This window comes from Alkaliphilus hydrothermalis (assembly GCF_016908555.1).
Classification (GTDB): Bacteria; Bacillota; Clostridia; order Peptostreptococcales; family Natronincolaceae; genus Alkaliphilus; species Alkaliphilus hydrothermalis.
The window spans coordinates 44,909-61,384 of sequence record NZ_JAFBEE010000017.1; the positions used below are offsets into that span (position 1 = coordinate 44,909).

15 protein-coding genes are annotated in these 16,476 nt (G+C 35.8%); 11 read left to right on the forward strand and 4 right to left on the reverse strand.

Annotated elements, in window-relative coordinates; translation table 11 throughout:
- Positions 1-12: 12 nt before the first annotated feature.
- The gene (locus tag JOC73_RS11520; RefSeq protein WP_204403364.1) at positions 13-1,026 is read right to left on the reverse strand and encodes a hypothetical protein; all 1,014 of its coding nucleotides are present in this window, start codon (positions 1,024-1,026) and stop codon (positions 13-15) included.
- Positions 1,027-1,195: 169 nt separating this feature from the next.
- Between JOC73_RS11520 and JOC73_RS11525 the strand changes: the two genes are divergently transcribed.
- On the forward strand, positions 1,196-1,645 hold the full coding sequence (locus tag JOC73_RS11525) for a hypothetical protein (protein WP_204403366.1): 450 nt from the start codon (positions 1,196-1,198) through the stop codon (positions 1,643-1,645).
- A 126-nt stretch (positions 1,646-1,771) separates the two neighbouring features.
- Here the strand turns inward: JOC73_RS11525 and JOC73_RS11530 are convergent, their stop codons facing one another.
- On the reverse strand, positions 1,772-2,236 hold the full coding sequence (locus tag JOC73_RS11530) for a hypothetical protein (protein WP_204403367.1): 465 nt from the start codon (positions 2,234-2,236) through the stop codon (positions 1,772-1,774).
- Positions 2,237-2,479: 243 nt separating this feature from the next.
- Here JOC73_RS11530 and JOC73_RS11535 point away from each other — a divergent pair, with 243 nt between their 5' ends.
- On the forward strand, positions 2,480-3,370 hold the full coding sequence (locus tag JOC73_RS11535; protein WP_204403369.1) for a hypothetical protein: 891 nt from the start codon (positions 2,480-2,482) through the stop codon (positions 3,368-3,370).
- 8 nt (positions 3,371-3,378) lie between these two features.
- Here the strand turns inward: JOC73_RS11535 and JOC73_RS11540 are convergent, their stop codons facing one another.
- The gene (locus JOC73_RS11540) at positions 3,379-4,044 is read right to left on the reverse strand and encodes a hypothetical protein (RefSeq protein ID WP_204403371.1); all 666 of its coding nucleotides are present in this window, start codon (positions 4,042-4,044) and stop codon (positions 3,379-3,381) included.
- Between the two features lie 313 nt (positions 4,045-4,357).
- On the opposite strand from JOC73_RS11540, the gene JOC73_RS11545 reads away from it, so the two are divergent.
- Together JOC73_RS11545 and JOC73_RS11550 are read left to right on the forward strand one after the other, a co-directional pair.
- A complete protein-coding gene (locus tag JOC73_RS11545) occupies positions 4,358-6,652 on the forward strand; it encodes an Eco57I restriction-modification methylase domain-containing protein (protein ID WP_204403373.1) in 2,295 nt (764 codons plus the stop codon).
- Between the two features lie 3 nt (positions 6,653-6,655).
- Positions 6,656-7,339, forward strand: coding sequence for a hypothetical protein (locus tag JOC73_RS11550; protein ID WP_204403375.1), 684 nt, complete (start codon positions 6,656-6,658; stop codon positions 7,337-7,339).
- Between the two features lie 223 nt (positions 7,340-7,562).
- On the opposite strand, the gene JOC73_RS11555 is transcribed toward JOC73_RS11550, so the two are convergent.
- Positions 7,563-8,429 carry a ComEC/Rec2 family competence protein gene (locus tag JOC73_RS11555; RefSeq protein ID WP_204403377.1) on the reverse strand — a complete coding sequence of 289 codons (867 nt, stop codon included), beginning with the start codon at positions 8,427-8,429 and terminating at the stop codon, positions 7,563-7,565.
- 208 nt (positions 8,430-8,637) lie between these two features.
- On the opposite strand from JOC73_RS11555, the gene JOC73_RS11560 reads away from it, so the two are divergent.
- The 7 genes from JOC73_RS11560 to holA all read left to right on the forward strand — a co-directional run bounded on the left by JOC73_RS11560 (position 8,638) and on the right by holA (position 16,351).
- Positions 8,638-9,996 carry a hypothetical protein gene (locus JOC73_RS11560; RefSeq protein ID WP_204403379.1) on the forward strand — a complete coding sequence of 453 codons (1,359 nt, stop codon included), beginning with the start codon at positions 8,638-8,640 and terminating at the stop codon, positions 9,994-9,996.
- Between the two features lie 62 nt (positions 9,997-10,058).
- Positions 10,059-11,342, forward strand: coding sequence for a tetratricopeptide repeat protein (locus JOC73_RS11565; protein WP_204403381.1), 1,284 nt, complete (start codon positions 10,059-10,061; stop codon positions 11,340-11,342).
- Between the two features lie 120 nt (positions 11,343-11,462).
- The gene (locus JOC73_RS11570; RefSeq protein WP_204403384.1) at positions 11,463-12,200 is read left to right on the forward strand and encodes an MBL fold metallo-hydrolase; all 738 of its coding nucleotides are present in this window, start codon (positions 11,463-11,465) and stop codon (positions 12,198-12,200) included.
- Positions 12,201-12,284: 84 nt separating this feature from the next.
- Positions 12,285-12,590 carry a hypothetical protein gene (locus tag JOC73_RS11575; RefSeq protein ID WP_204403386.1) on the forward strand — a complete coding sequence of 102 codons (306 nt, stop codon included), beginning with the start codon at positions 12,285-12,287 and terminating at the stop codon, positions 12,588-12,590.
- A 111-nt stretch (positions 12,591-12,701) separates the two neighbouring features.
- Positions 12,702-13,835: a YibE/F family protein gene (locus tag JOC73_RS11580; protein WP_204403388.1), complete on the forward strand. Its 1,134-nt coding sequence runs from the start codon at positions 12,702-12,704 to the stop codon at positions 13,833-13,835.
- On the forward strand, positions 13,828-15,339 hold the full coding sequence (locus JOC73_RS11585; protein WP_204403391.1) for a ComEC/Rec2 family competence protein: 1,512 nt from the start codon (positions 13,828-13,830) through the stop codon (positions 15,337-15,339). Before JOC73_RS11580 ends, JOC73_RS11585 begins: the two co-directional genes overlap by 8 nt.
- Complete coding sequence (holA, locus tag JOC73_RS11590; protein ID WP_204403393.1) at positions 15,314-16,351, forward strand: DNA polymerase III subunit delta; 1,038 nt, start codon at positions 15,314-15,316, stop codon at positions 16,349-16,351. The genes JOC73_RS11585 and holA overlap by 26 nt, the downstream gene beginning before the upstream one ends.
- The last annotated feature ends 125 nt before the right edge of the window (positions 16,352-16,476 follow it).

Below are 16,476 nucleotides of genomic sequence, written 5' to 3' on the forward strand. Positions count from 1 at the left end.
GTTACTATTATATCATTCCTTTATTTTATTTTGAAACATTCCCTTAAATTTGTTTTTAGGCAAATAAATTAATTCTCCTTTGGAGGTGATGATTTTGTAGCTTTTATTATCTATTCCGTATAAAATTTCTCTACCAGTGGTGAGGTCCTCTAAGAGGGCAGCCTCAGATAGGAATACGTCTGTAGTTAGCTCACCTAAAATAAAATGATTGTATTTAGGACTCCAGTAAAAGAAATCTTGGGTAGATTGGTCAAAAATAATTTTAGTAAAATCTTCTTTAGAGGGGGTTTCTTTAGACTTAGTCGTATATTTTTTGGTGGAGGTAATGGAATTGATTTTAAAGGGTTCTGTAGGTACAAAATCAAGTACGGTCTCAGTAACAATTCTGTTCCAAAGGGTATCATCACTGTCGGGATCAATCCAAGTTTCCTTGTAAACTTCCTCAAAATATAGGGTGCTATGCCAAACAGGTTTAAATTCATCGGCTACATGATAGTAGATGTCTAAAAATTCTTCATAAAAAAATGCACCAAAGCGTTCATCTAACGCTTGATAAATCACTAAACTTTTATGTGGCGAATCATCAATCTGTATGAGTTCGATTTTCTCAACAGGAGCTAGACCTTCGATCTTACTATGATAAACAAAATCCTCCCCCACTGCATTATAGATCCCAACTACTGCAACATCTTTAGAAAGATTTAAGACAAATATCATTTGTTCTGAAGTGGTGGGGAGGACCTCTCCCTTGTAGGCTTGTAGCTGGATATAGTCCACAAATTCCTGCCATCTTTCATATTCAATTCCCTTTAATATGATACTAATCAGTTCTTTTTCAGCTGATTTTTTAATATCTTCATCTTGATGATAATAACGGTCTAAAAGTGCTTTATTAATCTTGTACTGGGGGGATGAAAACTGCTTAAAGGTTTTGATGGTTGCTTCCGATTGAAAAAAAGCATAAGTGCTAAAAAAACTAAAAAGAATAAAAAGAAATGCAAAGATGGATACCAATATTTTTTTCATAAGATCACCTCTATAAAATATATGTAAGACATGAAGGAATAAAACTTATGAACAAAAATAAAAAAATATTTTCTTATCAAATGTATATTTAACAGTAAAGGCAGTGATACTTCTGATATAATGTAATAATATATTTTACTTTATATAAAAATAAGAAGGGTGGGATGATATGAAACCATTAGTAGCTCAAAATGGACTAGAATACCATGTAGACCTAAAATTCTCTATAGCTGTCAGCAATAGTCAAAATCAAATATTTCAGTTGCTGTTTGAAAAACTAGTAACATCAAAAAATACCATTAATGACGAAGGTATGATGATTCAATTCAATTTGAATGTTAACGAGGAAATAGGTAAATTTGGCAGATTTAAGGATGTACCAGGAAAGACGGAAATTCAACAATACATGCCCATCATCTTATCCAGTCCCACATATCTAGGGAGTGATATTGTATTTTTGGCCAATCTTATTAAGAACTATATTGAGAAGGAAAAATTCCAAAAAAGGAAAGTGCCTGTTGATGCAATTATGTTGGATAAGAAGATTATTGATGCTTTGGAAAATCCAACGATTATGATTAAGAATTTAGTTTTAACCAAAAAGCACAAAAAATCATAAAAAAAAATATCAAGTTAATAAGATGAAGAAACCCAGCCCTACGTTTTTTTACGTTGGTGCTGGGTTTAACTTTAGAATTTAGAATACTAGGTTAAAAATATAATATCATTGCTATTAAAATACTTATTAATTTGTATCTAATAAAACGTAGTCCCAATCATACTGATGGGCAAATCCCAATGGGGTGATTTCCTCTGCTGCTATTTCTAAGTAATAGCTTAAACTGAGTCTGACCACTAAGTCTGCTATGTTTTCCCAATCACTTTTGGAAAGAAAACTCATAGACTGCTCTCCCGAAAAATCCACTCCGTGAAGTATCTCGAAAGGATTATCTAAATCTAGATGATTTCCAATAAAGTCCAAAAATGTATATTCGCCGTCTACCAACTGATTAAGTTGGACATACTGGATATATTGACTATAATAATTGTACTTTACATTTTTATAGATAACCTCTCTGTCCTTTAAGGCTAAGGATTTAATTCCTTCACTAATTGCTGAGAAGCCTATAGGATTAGTCTGAAGCAGGGGAGACCTTTTATTGCATCTTTTTTTGTCTAAATAACTATTGAATGAAATAACTTTAGTCAAGATAATCCTCCTCTTATGTTATTGTAAGGTCTTCACTACGTTCTATCATAACTGTTTAACTGATTTTTTACAAGGTAAGGATAGTCGAAAATACCTGATAAGTCGTAATCAGACCTTGCTTTTAAGATATTGCTAGTTTTTTTAGCGATTTAGACATTTTTTGATTAATGGGATAATATGGATTGAAGTTACGTTTTAACTATGCTATTATTCACACATAAGATTAATTTAGGAGGAGATACCATGGCACATGAATTGATTACTGAAAAGGTAATTACATATATTTATCAACAGGAAGAGGATCAAGGGAAGTTAAAGGAGCTGGAGGCGAAATTTCTAGATAAAACAGATGGATTGGCTTATCAATTTTCCGATTGGTTGGTGTACGATTATCCAGCAAACAACAAACAAACCTATGGAGAAGGTTATCTACAGCAGGTGGGGGCAGAACTTCCAGTAGATGAGGTTGAATATATTAAGAACTGCCTTCAAAGCTATTTAGGTTTTTATGAGCTAATCAAAATCAAGGAGAATATCCTACATATAAAAAATATTTTTACAAATGAAGAACATACCCTTCAAAAGGATGCAGTAGAAGAAGATGTCAACCTACATGAAATTCTACTAGTAAGACTAACACAGGGGGATGTACCACAAATCGTTAGCTCCCAAATCACGGTGCTACCCCATCAATATAAGACCCTCTTAATCGGTCAAGTGATTGAAGATTATGACCAAGCTAAGGGAAGAAAATCCTATCTTTCTTTTCCTCAATATTTTAAGGAGAATCTGACAACGGTTTTGGGGATTGTTAATAAACTGTCTTCCTATCGAGATCAAGAAGGGGATGTAACCCTTCATCAGACGGTCTACGCTGTGGTGGATTATTTTAGGACAAAAGAAGCACTAAATAATACTAAAGAAATCGTAGTAGAGGATGTAGAGGAAGGGATTTATCATCTGATGGAGGCTGATCTACTGCTGGCGGTACTGGTATTACAAAAAAAGAAGCTAGAGGTTGAATGTAGCAATAAATCAGACCAGAAAAATGCTAAGGAGTTTCTACAGGATAAATTAAGAGAACTTATTGTCTTCATGAAGGATGAAGAATTAACGATAGATGACATTATTTAAGGGCAGCATTAACGCCTTTCGTTAATAAGCATACCCGATGGTGGGGTGATGGAGTTATTTTTGTATCCATGGGATTCCTCCAGTTGACTTACTTTAATATTACGGAAAATTGTAAAGAGCTTACGAATTAATCCTTGTTGGTAATCAAAGAGGAAGTAAAGACAATTGGGTTGGAAATCAACATTTTTCCTAAGGATGGAGGGGTCAAAGTTAAGGATAACCTCCTCTGTGATGGTAAGACCGACAGTAGCTAATTCTTCATCATATTCTAATAGGGTGTGATGAATCCCATGAGTAAATCCAGCTCTAGGTAACTTTTCTTCAAAGTTACGAAGACTGATAATGGTTTTATTATACTTATCCACCAACTGTTGAATAATGGTGATGATTTCTTCAAGGGAGTCATCACCTTTTTTAGTTTTGAATTGGTGCATCATATCCTCTAAATCCTGTTGATTTAAATAAAAATCCTTATATTGCTGACGAAGGTCTTGGAATTTATCATAAAATGAGCCTGTCAGTAACAGATAATTATCACTGATGAAGGAGGCTTCATTATGAACAGGCTTGACGGGATCAACAGGTGTAACAGTAGAGATGCGATTTACATTAATTTTTCTATCTATATACATACGATCAATACGGTCTTTACTAACGGAGCTTATCTTTCTCATATAAATTTCTCCTCCCCAGTGATTTAAATCATTTATTATATCTATTATAATTATCGGCAAGTTTAAGGGAATTTTGATGTTATTTATTTAAATTCAAGTAAATAAGAAGGATATTATAGATTTATATAGAATACTTAATAAACCCAAAAAACGCACATTGGCCCCAATCATAAAATGCCCAAAAAATGATTGTGCCTTAGGTGAAGCTCAGTCTTCACCTTTTTTTTCATTCTATTAAATAAAATAGTTTGCCTTTAGCAAATATATTTATTTTAAATAATTTGGTAATATTATTTTGAGAAAGGAAATTTTTATGATTAAGGAATTTCAAAAGGATTGCAAAAGTCTAATAAAACAAATCACTAAAGACATAGACACCGACCTCAGTCCTCTTGACCTATTGTTGTGGATTTACTTTAATATGTATTTTTACAATCGGAGAGCAGGAAATGAGGGAGAATGCAATGAAAATGAATTGTTAAAAGAAATCAATGGATTGAAGGATTGGAACATTCCAATAGACTCCTATAAAGTCTTGTGGAAAAAGGCGTATCTACTGCTAAAGGATAGCATATTGAATAACTATTCTCCTTCAAGTGTAGGCCTCAAGGAAATGGAAGTCCTGTATGAAGGACTTTTGTTGGAGGGAGTTAGGAGCAAGACGGGAGCCTATTATACACCACAGCCAATTGTTCATTACATGGTGGTAAAGTCTTTGGTTGCATACATGGAAAATCAGATGGCTGATGCCCCAGATGGACTAGAGGATTTTATACTAGGAGAAGCGGTACAAATTGAAAAATCTATTGTTGCTGATATAGAGAAAATATTGAAGGAGATAAAAATCATTGACCTTGCCTGTGGTGGAGGAGTATTTCTGAGGGAAGCCTTGCGGTTGATTTTTCAGCTGAGGTGTAAAACAAATGAAATCTTGGCAACTGCTGTAGTAGGGAGGCAATTATTAAAGGAGGTACTTTCTAATATTTATGGAATGGATATACAGCCCAATACTGTTATCTTGTGCAAATTACTGCTACTAATGGAATGTGAAAGCCTTATGGCTAAAATAGAGCCCACTGAAGATGAAAAAATAGAAGCAAGCAAAGAAATTAGTATAAATCACGAAACTCACTTAGTTAAGGATACAGAATTAAATATCTTTTGCAGAAATTCTTTAATACATGAAGCCCCCAATGAAGAAGTACTTCCCTGCTTTGATCTTGTTATTGGAAACCCACCATATATAGGAGAAAGGGGCAATAGGCAGATTTTCAGTGATATAAAAGAAAGCACCTTTGGAGAAAAATATTATGAGGGAAAGATGGATTATTTCTATTTTTTCATTTATAAAGGGGGAGAAATATTAAAGAAGGGTGGGGTATTAGGACTGATTACCACCAATTATTTTGTCACTGCCGATGGAGCTAATAAATTAAGGAATTTTATGAGGGAGCATTTTTCTTTTAAAGAACTGATTAATTTCAATGAGGCAAAGGTTTTTAAGGATGCCACTGGACAGCATAATATGATTTTTATAGCTACAAAGGAGACACGGAACACGAAAGGACCTAGAGTCATCACCCTAGAGGATAAAAAACTTTCTGGGGATGAAGTCATGCCGCAGCTCTTAAAAAAACAAGAGGTTGAAGGGGTCCATATCTCCACCTTAAAGTTACAGGAGAGACTATATGATGATAAGGGACAAATACTACTGAAGAGCTCCTATGGGGGGGCTGAGGTTCTTGATAGAATAACCCAAATGTTTAAGTATACTCTAGGTGACTTTTGTCATGTAAATCAAGGCATTGTCAGTGGAGCAGATCGTCTTACAGCCCCGTGGGCAGATAAACTAAAGCTATATGGGGAGCAGGGGAAGGGGATCTTTGTCCTTACAGAGGAAGAAATTATAGAAAAAGGATTCCACCTACCTCCTTATTCCAGTTATTTAAAGGATTTCTATAAAAATAGCCATATCAAAAAGTATTGCTTATTAAAAAATCAAGGACTAAAGATTCTGTATCTTGATGATGAAGAACCTCAAGATTTAGAACAATTGCCAAAGCTATATCAACATCTAGAGAGATATAAAATTCTGTTAACGGAGAGGCGGGAGGTAAAGCAGGGGAGTAGAAAATGGTATGCCCTTCAATGGCCTAGAAAACGGGAAATTTTTGAAGGGGAGAAAATCGTTGTACCCCAGAGGTCATTGAGAAACGCCTTTGCTTATCATGAAGGCCCTTGGTATGCCAGTGCTGATGTATACTATATTACCTTAAAGGATAGAAATATTTCCTTAAAGACGGTCCTTGCTGTTTTAAATTCATCTTTAATATATTTCTGGTTATTACATCGAGGAAAGCGAAAAGGGGAATACCTAGAGTTATACGGAACACCCTTGAAGGGGATACCATTTCCGACTTTGATTGAGTTGTCAGCAATAGCCCCGCAATTAGAAGATTTGGTAGAGAAAGTCGAAGCCCATATAAGTAATAACATAGCTATTGACCATCTAGAAGAAGCAATCAATGAAATTGTATATAGTCTTTATCAGCTAAAGGAAGCAGAAAAAGAGTGTATTAGAGAATTTATTAAGGAAAGGAGGAGGTAAAGAATGATTGAAGTGCCATCAAATTCTTTAAAAAAATATTTTCATGAACTGGGTACTTTAGAAGAAATCGCCGTCCCCAAGAGAATAGCCCAACAGAAAAGGCTTTTTTCTAAGGGGGAGGTCAATATGTTTCAAGGTGAAGGTATTGACAAGTTCTTAAACCTGACCATAAAAGGGCTTAACATGTATCATTATGACTTTGGGATCGTCTATCCTAAAAAGGAATACGTGTATCCTATTTTCCTTTATCAAGTAATTATTGCTCCTCAAAGAATTTTAGCTTTAGTACATTATGCCTTTGAGGATTTAGAAAAGGCCGAATCAATGGAAGGGATACAGGCGTTGCTTCAAGAGGAAGCAAAACATGTGGAAATGTTGCTGAGTGAGTTTGAACCTCAGGAGTTTATTCAAGGGAAGGTTGTACCCAACAGATTTAATGGGTTAATCAGGGTTAAAGAAGGAGAGACCGGTTATCAGCTGATTGCAAAGCTTTTTGATATATGGCATGAAGGGATGCTGCAACAGGGTAAATCTAATTCGAAGGATGAAATGCAGCAGCATCAACAGTGGTTTGAGGACTTTAGAAAGCACTTTTATAGAAATGACTATGGATATTCTTCATCAAAGCGATATATGGGAGAAAAATGGACTAAGGAAGTGTTTGAAAAATATCTGTTTGATTTGTAAAGTCCCTTATCTACTTCGTCACTGGGAAAACCAGCACCCTTACGTATTACTGTATACGCTACGGTCGCAGGTTCTTCCTGTTCCTTGAATCTAAGGACTTTTGAACAAAAGAAGATGACCAAAATCTATGATTTTGTGTCAGTCTCTTTGTTCTAAACCAAGAAACTAATTTCATCTTACCATAATCAGAATTAGTGGACTGGTTTAGAACACCTATGTCTTGTCATTTAGATCTCAGGGGTGGGGTTGTGGACCAGATTTTTTGGCCGTCACTATAGAAAACTACACTTCCTTGTAAATCAGTACGATAGAGTTTGACCTGATAACTATATATACGTTGGAGGATGGACTTATGGGGGTGGCCATAGGCATTATCCTTTCCAACGGTGATTATTGCAACATCGGGGGCAAGGGCATCGAGGAATTTTGGGGATGTAGAGGTAGTACTTCCATGATGACCAATTTTAATGAAGTGGCTTTTTAATTGATGGGAAGGATAAGCATCCAACAAATCTTCCTCCACCTGTTCTTCGGCATCCCCCATGAAAATAAAGGATTTTTCCTTGTATTTAAGCTGTAGGACAATGCTCCAATTGTTTAGATCATCTCCATAGTTTTCTAAGGGACCTAGGAGGTTAATGGATAGATCTTTGCTTATGTCAATAACATCACCAGCTTTACCCCCAGTAATCTTTAGTTTTTTTTCTGCAACGTTCCTAAGCAAATCCTCAAACACAATAGAGGTGTGGGGTGTTGACGGCATGTAAAATTCACCAATCTCCAAATGACTAATCACTGTCCCTAGACCACCAATATGATCTGAATGGGGATGAGTACCCACTAGCCAATCTATTCGTTTAATATTCTGACGCTTTAAATAATCTACTACATATTCCCCGTAATCCTCGTCTCCACCATCTATTAGAATACTCTTGTTATTAGGAGTTATGATCAGAATACTATCCCCTTGACCTACATCCAATACGTGAATAGCCAAAGGCTGAGGCGACATAATCAATGGAAAGCCCACTACTAGGACAATTAATGAGATTAAAAATATAAATAACAACTTACCTTTAGAAATTTTCATATAACAGCTCCTTTACACAAAATACTATGTATATCATATAAGAGATCATTTTAAAAGAAAAGACCTTCTAGTATAATTTCAAGTAAAAATGAAAAATCTTCTATACTGGCAAAAATAAGGGAGGAACCTAGTATATAAATAGGAAAAATTGGAAATTATTATGAATACATAAGTAGGGAGTTTAAAATATAAAAAATGGAGGTCAAATATGAATACTAAGAAAATATGGTATATCCTTTTTCTTGTAGGAATGTTGATACTAAGTGGATGTACAAAAAATATTGAAAACACGGACTTAGCTATAGAAACACCTGAAGCAACTGAATCGAAAGAATCAGTAAAAGAGGCAGCAAAGGTGAGTATGGTAAAGGTACAGGAACAGGAAGAAAATCAATCTGGTATCCAATTGAAGCAGGAGGATCACCTCTATGTTTTAAAGGGGATCTCAAACTATTTTAATTCCTTAGTAGTTCCTGTAAAGGAGCAATTAAAGCTTATAGAAAATGAGGGGCAAAAACATCTGTCACTTAATCTTCAAGGGTTGAAATGGGAAGAAAAAGAAGGTAACTTTACATTGGAGTCTCCTATAGTTGAAAATATTCGAGTAGGAATGATGAAGGACGTTCCTAAAGAGGAGCTTGAACTGACAAGCCTTAGCCCCAATAGGAATAAGATTGCTGTAGTAAACCCAGAGGAGAATAATATTAAAATACTGAATTTCAGTAATAACGACGTCACCATTATTGAATCTATTGATATTAAGCAAATTAAAAAGCCCTATGATCAAAACATTATCTTTTCTTCAAAGGGAGGATATGTTTCTATTCAGATGATTGATGAAAAAAATGGTGAAGGGTTTATAAGCTTTGGTGCCGACAGTGGCAAAAAGGTACATGATTTAATCTATGGTGTAGAGGCTGGGTGGAGCTATGGAGAGGGTAGTATCGCATTTGTATATCGTGATGGAGATAAGATTGGAATCTATAAAAGAAGAAGTGATGAAATAGACTACTATGATGAAATAGTAAAACCAGAGAGTGTTTTTGGCCCCCTGCGATGGGCAAAGGATGATTCGGCAATCTACTATACAACTGGTACAGAAAAAGCGTCTAATATTCATATAGTTAAGATGAAGGAAAAAACCATTACAAGAATTCAGGAGGGGGATTTTCTAACTGAAACGGATTTTACCAAAGTATCCGATACCTATTTCTCAAATAACCAATTAGTATATGCTCTTTCAAGGGATGAAGGTAATTCAAATGTCATAAAAACAGTTGAATTAAAAGGTGGAGGTTCTGGGATTTATGACGGAACGAGTTCCTTTGACATCCATGAAGGTGGCAGAGTCAAAAAAGTTAATTTCTATGCCTTAAAGGAAGGAATCCTTTATATAAAGGATCACTCCGTGTATTTAATGGAGGGGTCTTCTGCAAAATGTATTTTGAAAAATAAAGGTAGTATCCAAAAGGTGCAGTATATCAATGAACATAATTTATTAGTTTTCTATATAGAAGTAAAGGATGATAAACAATTGATTTTTCTTTCTCTTAACGATTTAGTGTAGATAAAGCCCTATTCTTATAGTAGAATAAGAGAGGGTAGGCTATGCTAGAAAGGAGGAGGAAAATGAAGCTAAATATTTTTTTCTCCAATAATGAAGAAAGACTAAGATTTATAAAAGCACAACTGAAGGGTGATAAGATCGTTGTAGAAGAAAATAAGATGGTATCACCAGTGTTACAAGGAATCTCTTCTGTTAAATTTAAGACCACCATAAAAGGAGTTCCTGGATATTGGTTGGAACTTCAATTTGATAAATCCTCCAAGGGGAAGGAAGTTTATAATAAACTGCTGGGTAAAATGGATAAAAATACTATCGAAGAAAATGTATTCTATCCTAGAGAAGCCTTAGGTTACAGGGAGCTTGAGTCTAAGTGGAATAAAAAATATAACCTATTGGCAGAGGAGTATAATGAAGATTCATGGGGGCTATTTTATAAGGAATTAAGAACCCATCTACGGGATAAACGGGGAGAAGTGACCTTCTACGGTTTGATGATCTACCTAAAATATAATCCGTTTTATTTGAAGAGATACAAGCGATTTTATATCTTTGAGGAATTGGCATATCACTTTGAGGAGGAGGGAAACTTGGGTAAGGCAATAAAATGCCTCAAGCTTCACCAAAAGCTACAGCCAGATTCTGTTGAGCCTTATTTAAATATGACCAGCTTCTATATAATCAATGAGATGGAGGATGAAGCCATTACCCTTTGTAAAGAGGCATTGAAAAAGTATCCTGACAACAAATATTTAATAAGCAACTTGGTATTAGCTTTAAGTAATATTGGTAATCATGATTATGCTGTTGAATTCATCAAAAAAACCATTAAAAAGCAATCAGGAAATCCTTACTACTGGAAAATGATGGGTGATTTACTTTATGAAATGGAAAAGAATACAGAAGCCATCGACTGTTATCAAAAAGCACTAAGTCAAACAAAGGAAAAGAAAAATGATGAGTTTACTACCGATTTATATCATGGAATCGCTTCTGCCTATTACGAAGTAGAGGAATTTGAAGATGCTGTTCGATACTATGAAAAAGTACTAAGCCATTATCCAGCCGATGGATTTGTATTATTAAGTTTATCTCAAATATATCTCTACAATTTGAAGGATTTAAAATTGGCATTGGAATATGGAGAAATGCTATTGGAAAAAGTGCCGGAAAACGGTTATGGACAATACCAAGTAGGGTTGATTTATCTACAGATGGAGCAGTATGAAAAGGCGAAATGGCATCTGTACAAGGCCCGTAGGATGTTACCAAATTACGAACCTGTCACTGAGGCTATACAGTATTTAAAGCAGTTAAAGAGACCTTTACAAATCAATAACTTAGTCTAAAATAGAGCAATTTTTAGTTGAAGGTCTTGCTTCCAGTAACTAAAAATTGCTCTTCTTATGTATGAATAAGTAAGCGGGGTAGCTGAGAACATTATATATGGAGAGAAAGGAGATGGAGAATTGAAACTAACTGTACTGGGATGTTATGGACCATATCCAAAGGCAAGAGGTGCCTGTTCCGGATATTTATTGGAGAACCAAGATACTAAAATATTGATTGATTGTGGCAATGGGGTGCTGTCCAGATTAATGGAATACTGTGGGAATCTTAGCAATATTGATGCCATATTAATCAGTCACCTTCATCCAGACCATATGAGCGACTTGATGGTATTAAGATACGCCATAGCCATCGGACAAATGAAGGGGAAGGTATCAAAGTCTATAGATTTATATACACCCGCATCTCCAAAGGAGGATTATGATAGAATCCAATACCAACAAGCCTTTACAATGCATACAATACAAGATGGAAATGAAATCAATGTTAAAGGAATTAAGATTTCCTTTAAGAGAACAGATCATCCAATAGAATGCTATGCTATGGCTTTTGAAAAGGAAAATAAAAAATTTGTTTACTCAGGAGATACAAAATATCATGAGTCTTTGGTTGAGTTTGCCGAACAAAGCGATGTATTTTTATGTGAAGGGGGTATTTTAGAAAAAGATTGGAATGAAAATGTTCCCCATGTATCTGTCAAACAAGCTGCTGAGTTAGCTTTAAAGGCTGGTGTTAAGAGATTATTGTTAACTCATTTTTATCCAGAAGTCAGTACATATCAATTATTCCAAGAGGCAAGGGAAGTATTCCCATACATTTTGGAATTAGCAGAAGAGCGAAAAACTTATTTTATCTAAAATCTTTATAGCATTATATTGCCGCTGTTAGGTAAAAATAGATTTGTAGAAGGGACAATATAATGAAAGAGGGTGGCAGGTATGTTGAATAGTATACAGGATAGAAGAGTGAAGAATGAAGATGGTTATGATTTATATTTAGAAGTTCCTGACAAGGAATACTTACAGGTGTATGAGGATGTCAATGAGGATGGAGGAAGGAATATCCTCAATCTATATTTAGAATACCACAGTGATGAGGGGAGACCCCAAGGTCTAGAAATAAATCATGATAAAAAAAATCATTCCGTCAATATCCATACCCGATTGACCTATGAAGGAAATGATCACACCGATGCATATATTAGACCCAATCCAATTAGACACTATAGTAACCAAAGACAACCTTAAAAATAAGGGCAGGAAGTCATAGACACGTGACTTTCTGCCCTTTATTTAGTATAATAGCATAATAAAGAATCATTAGTAAAGAAGGCAAGGAGCCTCAAAGGAGGAGAATAGATGAACAGACCACTAAAGAAAAAGTTTCTATTGAGTTTAATACTTTTTTTAATAGCACTTAGTTTTACAAGCATGGGGTTTGCCCTTGGTGAGGAGGAACCCCTTAATTCATATACAGCTCGGGGAAAGGTACTGGAAGTTACAGAAGGAAGCCCACAACAGGATGTGGCGTTTTTGGAGACCTATATGGTAACGCTAGAAATTTTGACAGGGGAACTGAAGGGGGAAATATTTGAAATAGAGCACACCCTCAGTGGTAGCTTTGTCTATGACATCGAAGTAGAACCTGGGGACAAGGTGCTCTTAATGGTGGAGGAGTTCCCCGATGGTCTAGAAATCTATATTACTGATTTTATAAGGGATACTTATGTCTATGGTGTAATCTTTGCTTTCTTTGCCCTATTAATAATCATCGGTAAAAAATCTGGTTTTAAGACACTGATTACCCTTGCTTTGACAGGCTTCTTTATTATGAAGGTCCTACTACCGGGGATTTTAAAGGGTTATGATCCTGTATTGTTGACAATTGTTGTATCTTCCTTAATTACACTAATTACTATTTTTATTATTGGAGGTATTAATATAAAAGGCTTCTCTGCAATCGCAGGGGTGTTAGGCGGAATTTTAGCTGCTGGATTAATCACCTTCATCATAGGAACGAGGGTCAAGCTGACGGGTTTATCTGCCGAGGAAGCAACAATGCTGATGTATATACCTCAAAATATTGAATTTGATTTTAGACAACTGTTGTTCTCAGGTATCATGTTGGGGGCTTTGGGGGCTGTAATGGACGTCGCCATGTCGGTATCTTCTGCTATGGCGGAAATAAAAAGAGTTAATCCAACCATAAGAGGTAGAGAACTAATTAAATCTGGGATGAATGTAGGGAGGGATATCATGGGTTCTATGGCTAATACACTTATCTTAGCATACGCCGGTAGCACTATTCCCTTACTATTACTCTTTATGGCATATGAGACCAGTATCGTAAAAATCATCAATTTAGATATTATTGCCACGGAAATTATCAGGGCGATAGCAGGATCTATTGGTCTGATTTTAACCATTCCCATAACCGCCTTCACCAGTGGTTTTTTACTGGAGCGATTTAAGGGGAAACAAGTGAATGAATAGACCCTTTACTATAATACTATTATTCTTTGGTATCGGCATTATATTAAGTCATATGGGGCTGATGGAGATTCCTGTTGGGGCAATCTTCATCAGCTTTGCCCTGCTATTATTGGCTATGGAGGTATTTAGGAGAGTCAACATGGTATGGGTGGGGATTGCATTGGTTTTATTGGGGACGCTCGCCCACCAGAGCCAATTTTCAGAGAAATCTATATTAGGGCCCTATGGGGAGAATCTCCCCCCATTGGTGGTTAAAATTCTTCAACAACCCACCCCTAGAAAAAATGGTGTACAAGTAGAGGTAGAATTGATGAATATGGAGGGGGATTTTCCCCGTGATGTGAAGGAAAAAGCCCAGTTGAAGATATATGGTAATGGCGTAAATGGGCTGAAACCAGGGGAAATTGTGAGGATATTTGAACCTAAATTAGTAAAAGAATTTAATGATAGGGATTTGGAGGGCTATGAGCAATATTTGAGGAGTAGAGGAGTTCGGTATGAGATTTCTAGCCAGATGGAGGGAATAGAAGCAGTATCCCGTGAAAATATTGTCACCCTTTTAGGGCTTAGTCATGGAATAAAAATCTATGCAGAATCATTTTTAGACAAAACCCTTCAAGCGCCTCAACAGGAGATTATGAAGAGTGTCTTGTTTGGCAATCAAGGATATCTTTCTAAAGATGTAAAAGAAGCATTTTCCAAGAGTGGTACAGCCCATATAGTAGCCGTATCGGGGCTTCATATCGGCATTATTGTGATGATGCTGGAAAGGATTTTAAAACTGCTAGGAATAGGAAAAAACAAGAGATTGCTAGGAATTAGTGGATGTATATTTGTCTATGGTTATATTATAGGTTTTCCAGTATCCATTATAAGGGCTGGAGCTATGTATCTACTTTATGTACTGGCATATTTTCTTCATCGTCGATATGACCCCATCAATTGTCTGATGCTGATCGCTTTTATTTCTCTACTATACAATCCCCTATATTTGTTTTCAGTGTCTTTTCAGTTATCCTTCACTGCTACTTTGAGTATATTAGTGTTGTATCCGATTTTAAGGAAAATACCCCTGAAGATTCCACAGGGTATTGTAGATCTTTTGGCTGTAACTTTGGCGGCTCAATTAGGGACAGCCCCCATTATAGCTTATCATTTTAAGGAGATATCGGTTATTTCCCTGCTGGTTAATCTATTGATTGTACCAACCTTGGGAATCTTGTTATCAATGGGTATGATAAGTGTGATAATTAGTCTTATATCCCCTGTATTGGGGACTTTAATAAATTACTTTACAAATGGATTACTGACCTATATCTACTGGATGGTGGTATTTAGCAGTGACTTACCCTATAGCAGTATATCAGTGAAGACCATCAGTGGATTGGGTATGGTATTTTACTATATAATATTAGGCGCCCTATGCTATATGGCAATGAAGGGAAAATATCTATTCCATAAAGAAAGTTGGAGGAAAGATGAGTTATCAAAAGATTTTAAATAATATTAAAAAAAATGAAATTGCGAATACATATCTGTTTTATGGTGAGGAACTGTATTTAATGGAGGAGGCTGTAAAAAGCCTTAAGGAGTACTTGGTTTCACCAGAATTTGAAACCTTAAATTTTACCGCTTTTGATGGTAGGGATACTTTGGTGGAAAAGCTGGTGGATGCCTGTGAAACCCTTCCCTTTATGGCAGAGAAAAGACTTGTATTGGTGAAGAACTTTGAGGGGTTCCAAGGTAAGAAAAAGGCTCTTTCTGATGCGGAGGAGCAAACTTTAATAGAGTATTTATCTAAAATACCCGATACCACCTGTTTAGTTTTCTATGGTCAAGCATCTATTGACTCTAGGAAGAAACTGGTTAAGACCATTGGTAAAGCAGGAGAGGTTATCAACTTTGAAAAGCTAAAGGAAAATGAGTTAAGCCAATGGATTTCAAAGGAATTGGCTAAACACAATAAAAAAATCCAACCCAAAGAGCTGTCTTTCCTTATTGAGCATTTAGACTACTTTGGCAGAAACTCCACCCAGACCCTCATGGATTTATCAAATGAAATTATGAAGATTGTCTATTATATGGGGGAACAGGAAAAGGTTGAAATCACTTATATTGAAAAGGTTTCGATATTTAAGTTTCAAAACGATATCTTCAAGATGATGGATGCCATTGGTCAGAGAAATGTCTCAGAGGCATTGAAGCGAATGAATCATCTCTTGGAGGAGGGGGAAGTTATCTTTCGACTCATGGTTACCCTTAGTAATCAAGTGAAGAATATTCTTTCCACCAAGCTATTATTGGAGGAGGGATACAATTCAAAGATCATTGCATCTAAAATTGGGATACATCCCTTTGTGGCACAAAAGTGTGCCGATCAAAGTAGACATTATACCACTAGTCAGTTGAAGGAGCTTTTAAATCATTTCCTTGAAATGGATTATATGATTAAGTCAGGAAAGATTAATGATCGTTTGGCTTTGGAATTGTTGATTGTGGAGATGTGTAGGAAATAAGTCAAAGGGGACGGTTCTTTTTGACTCTGAAAGGGGACGGTTCGTGCGCCAAGCAAAGGGCGCACCATATAGTGGGTGGGAACCCCGCTGAGAAAGATTTAGCAAATCACTCATAGCGAGTCTTG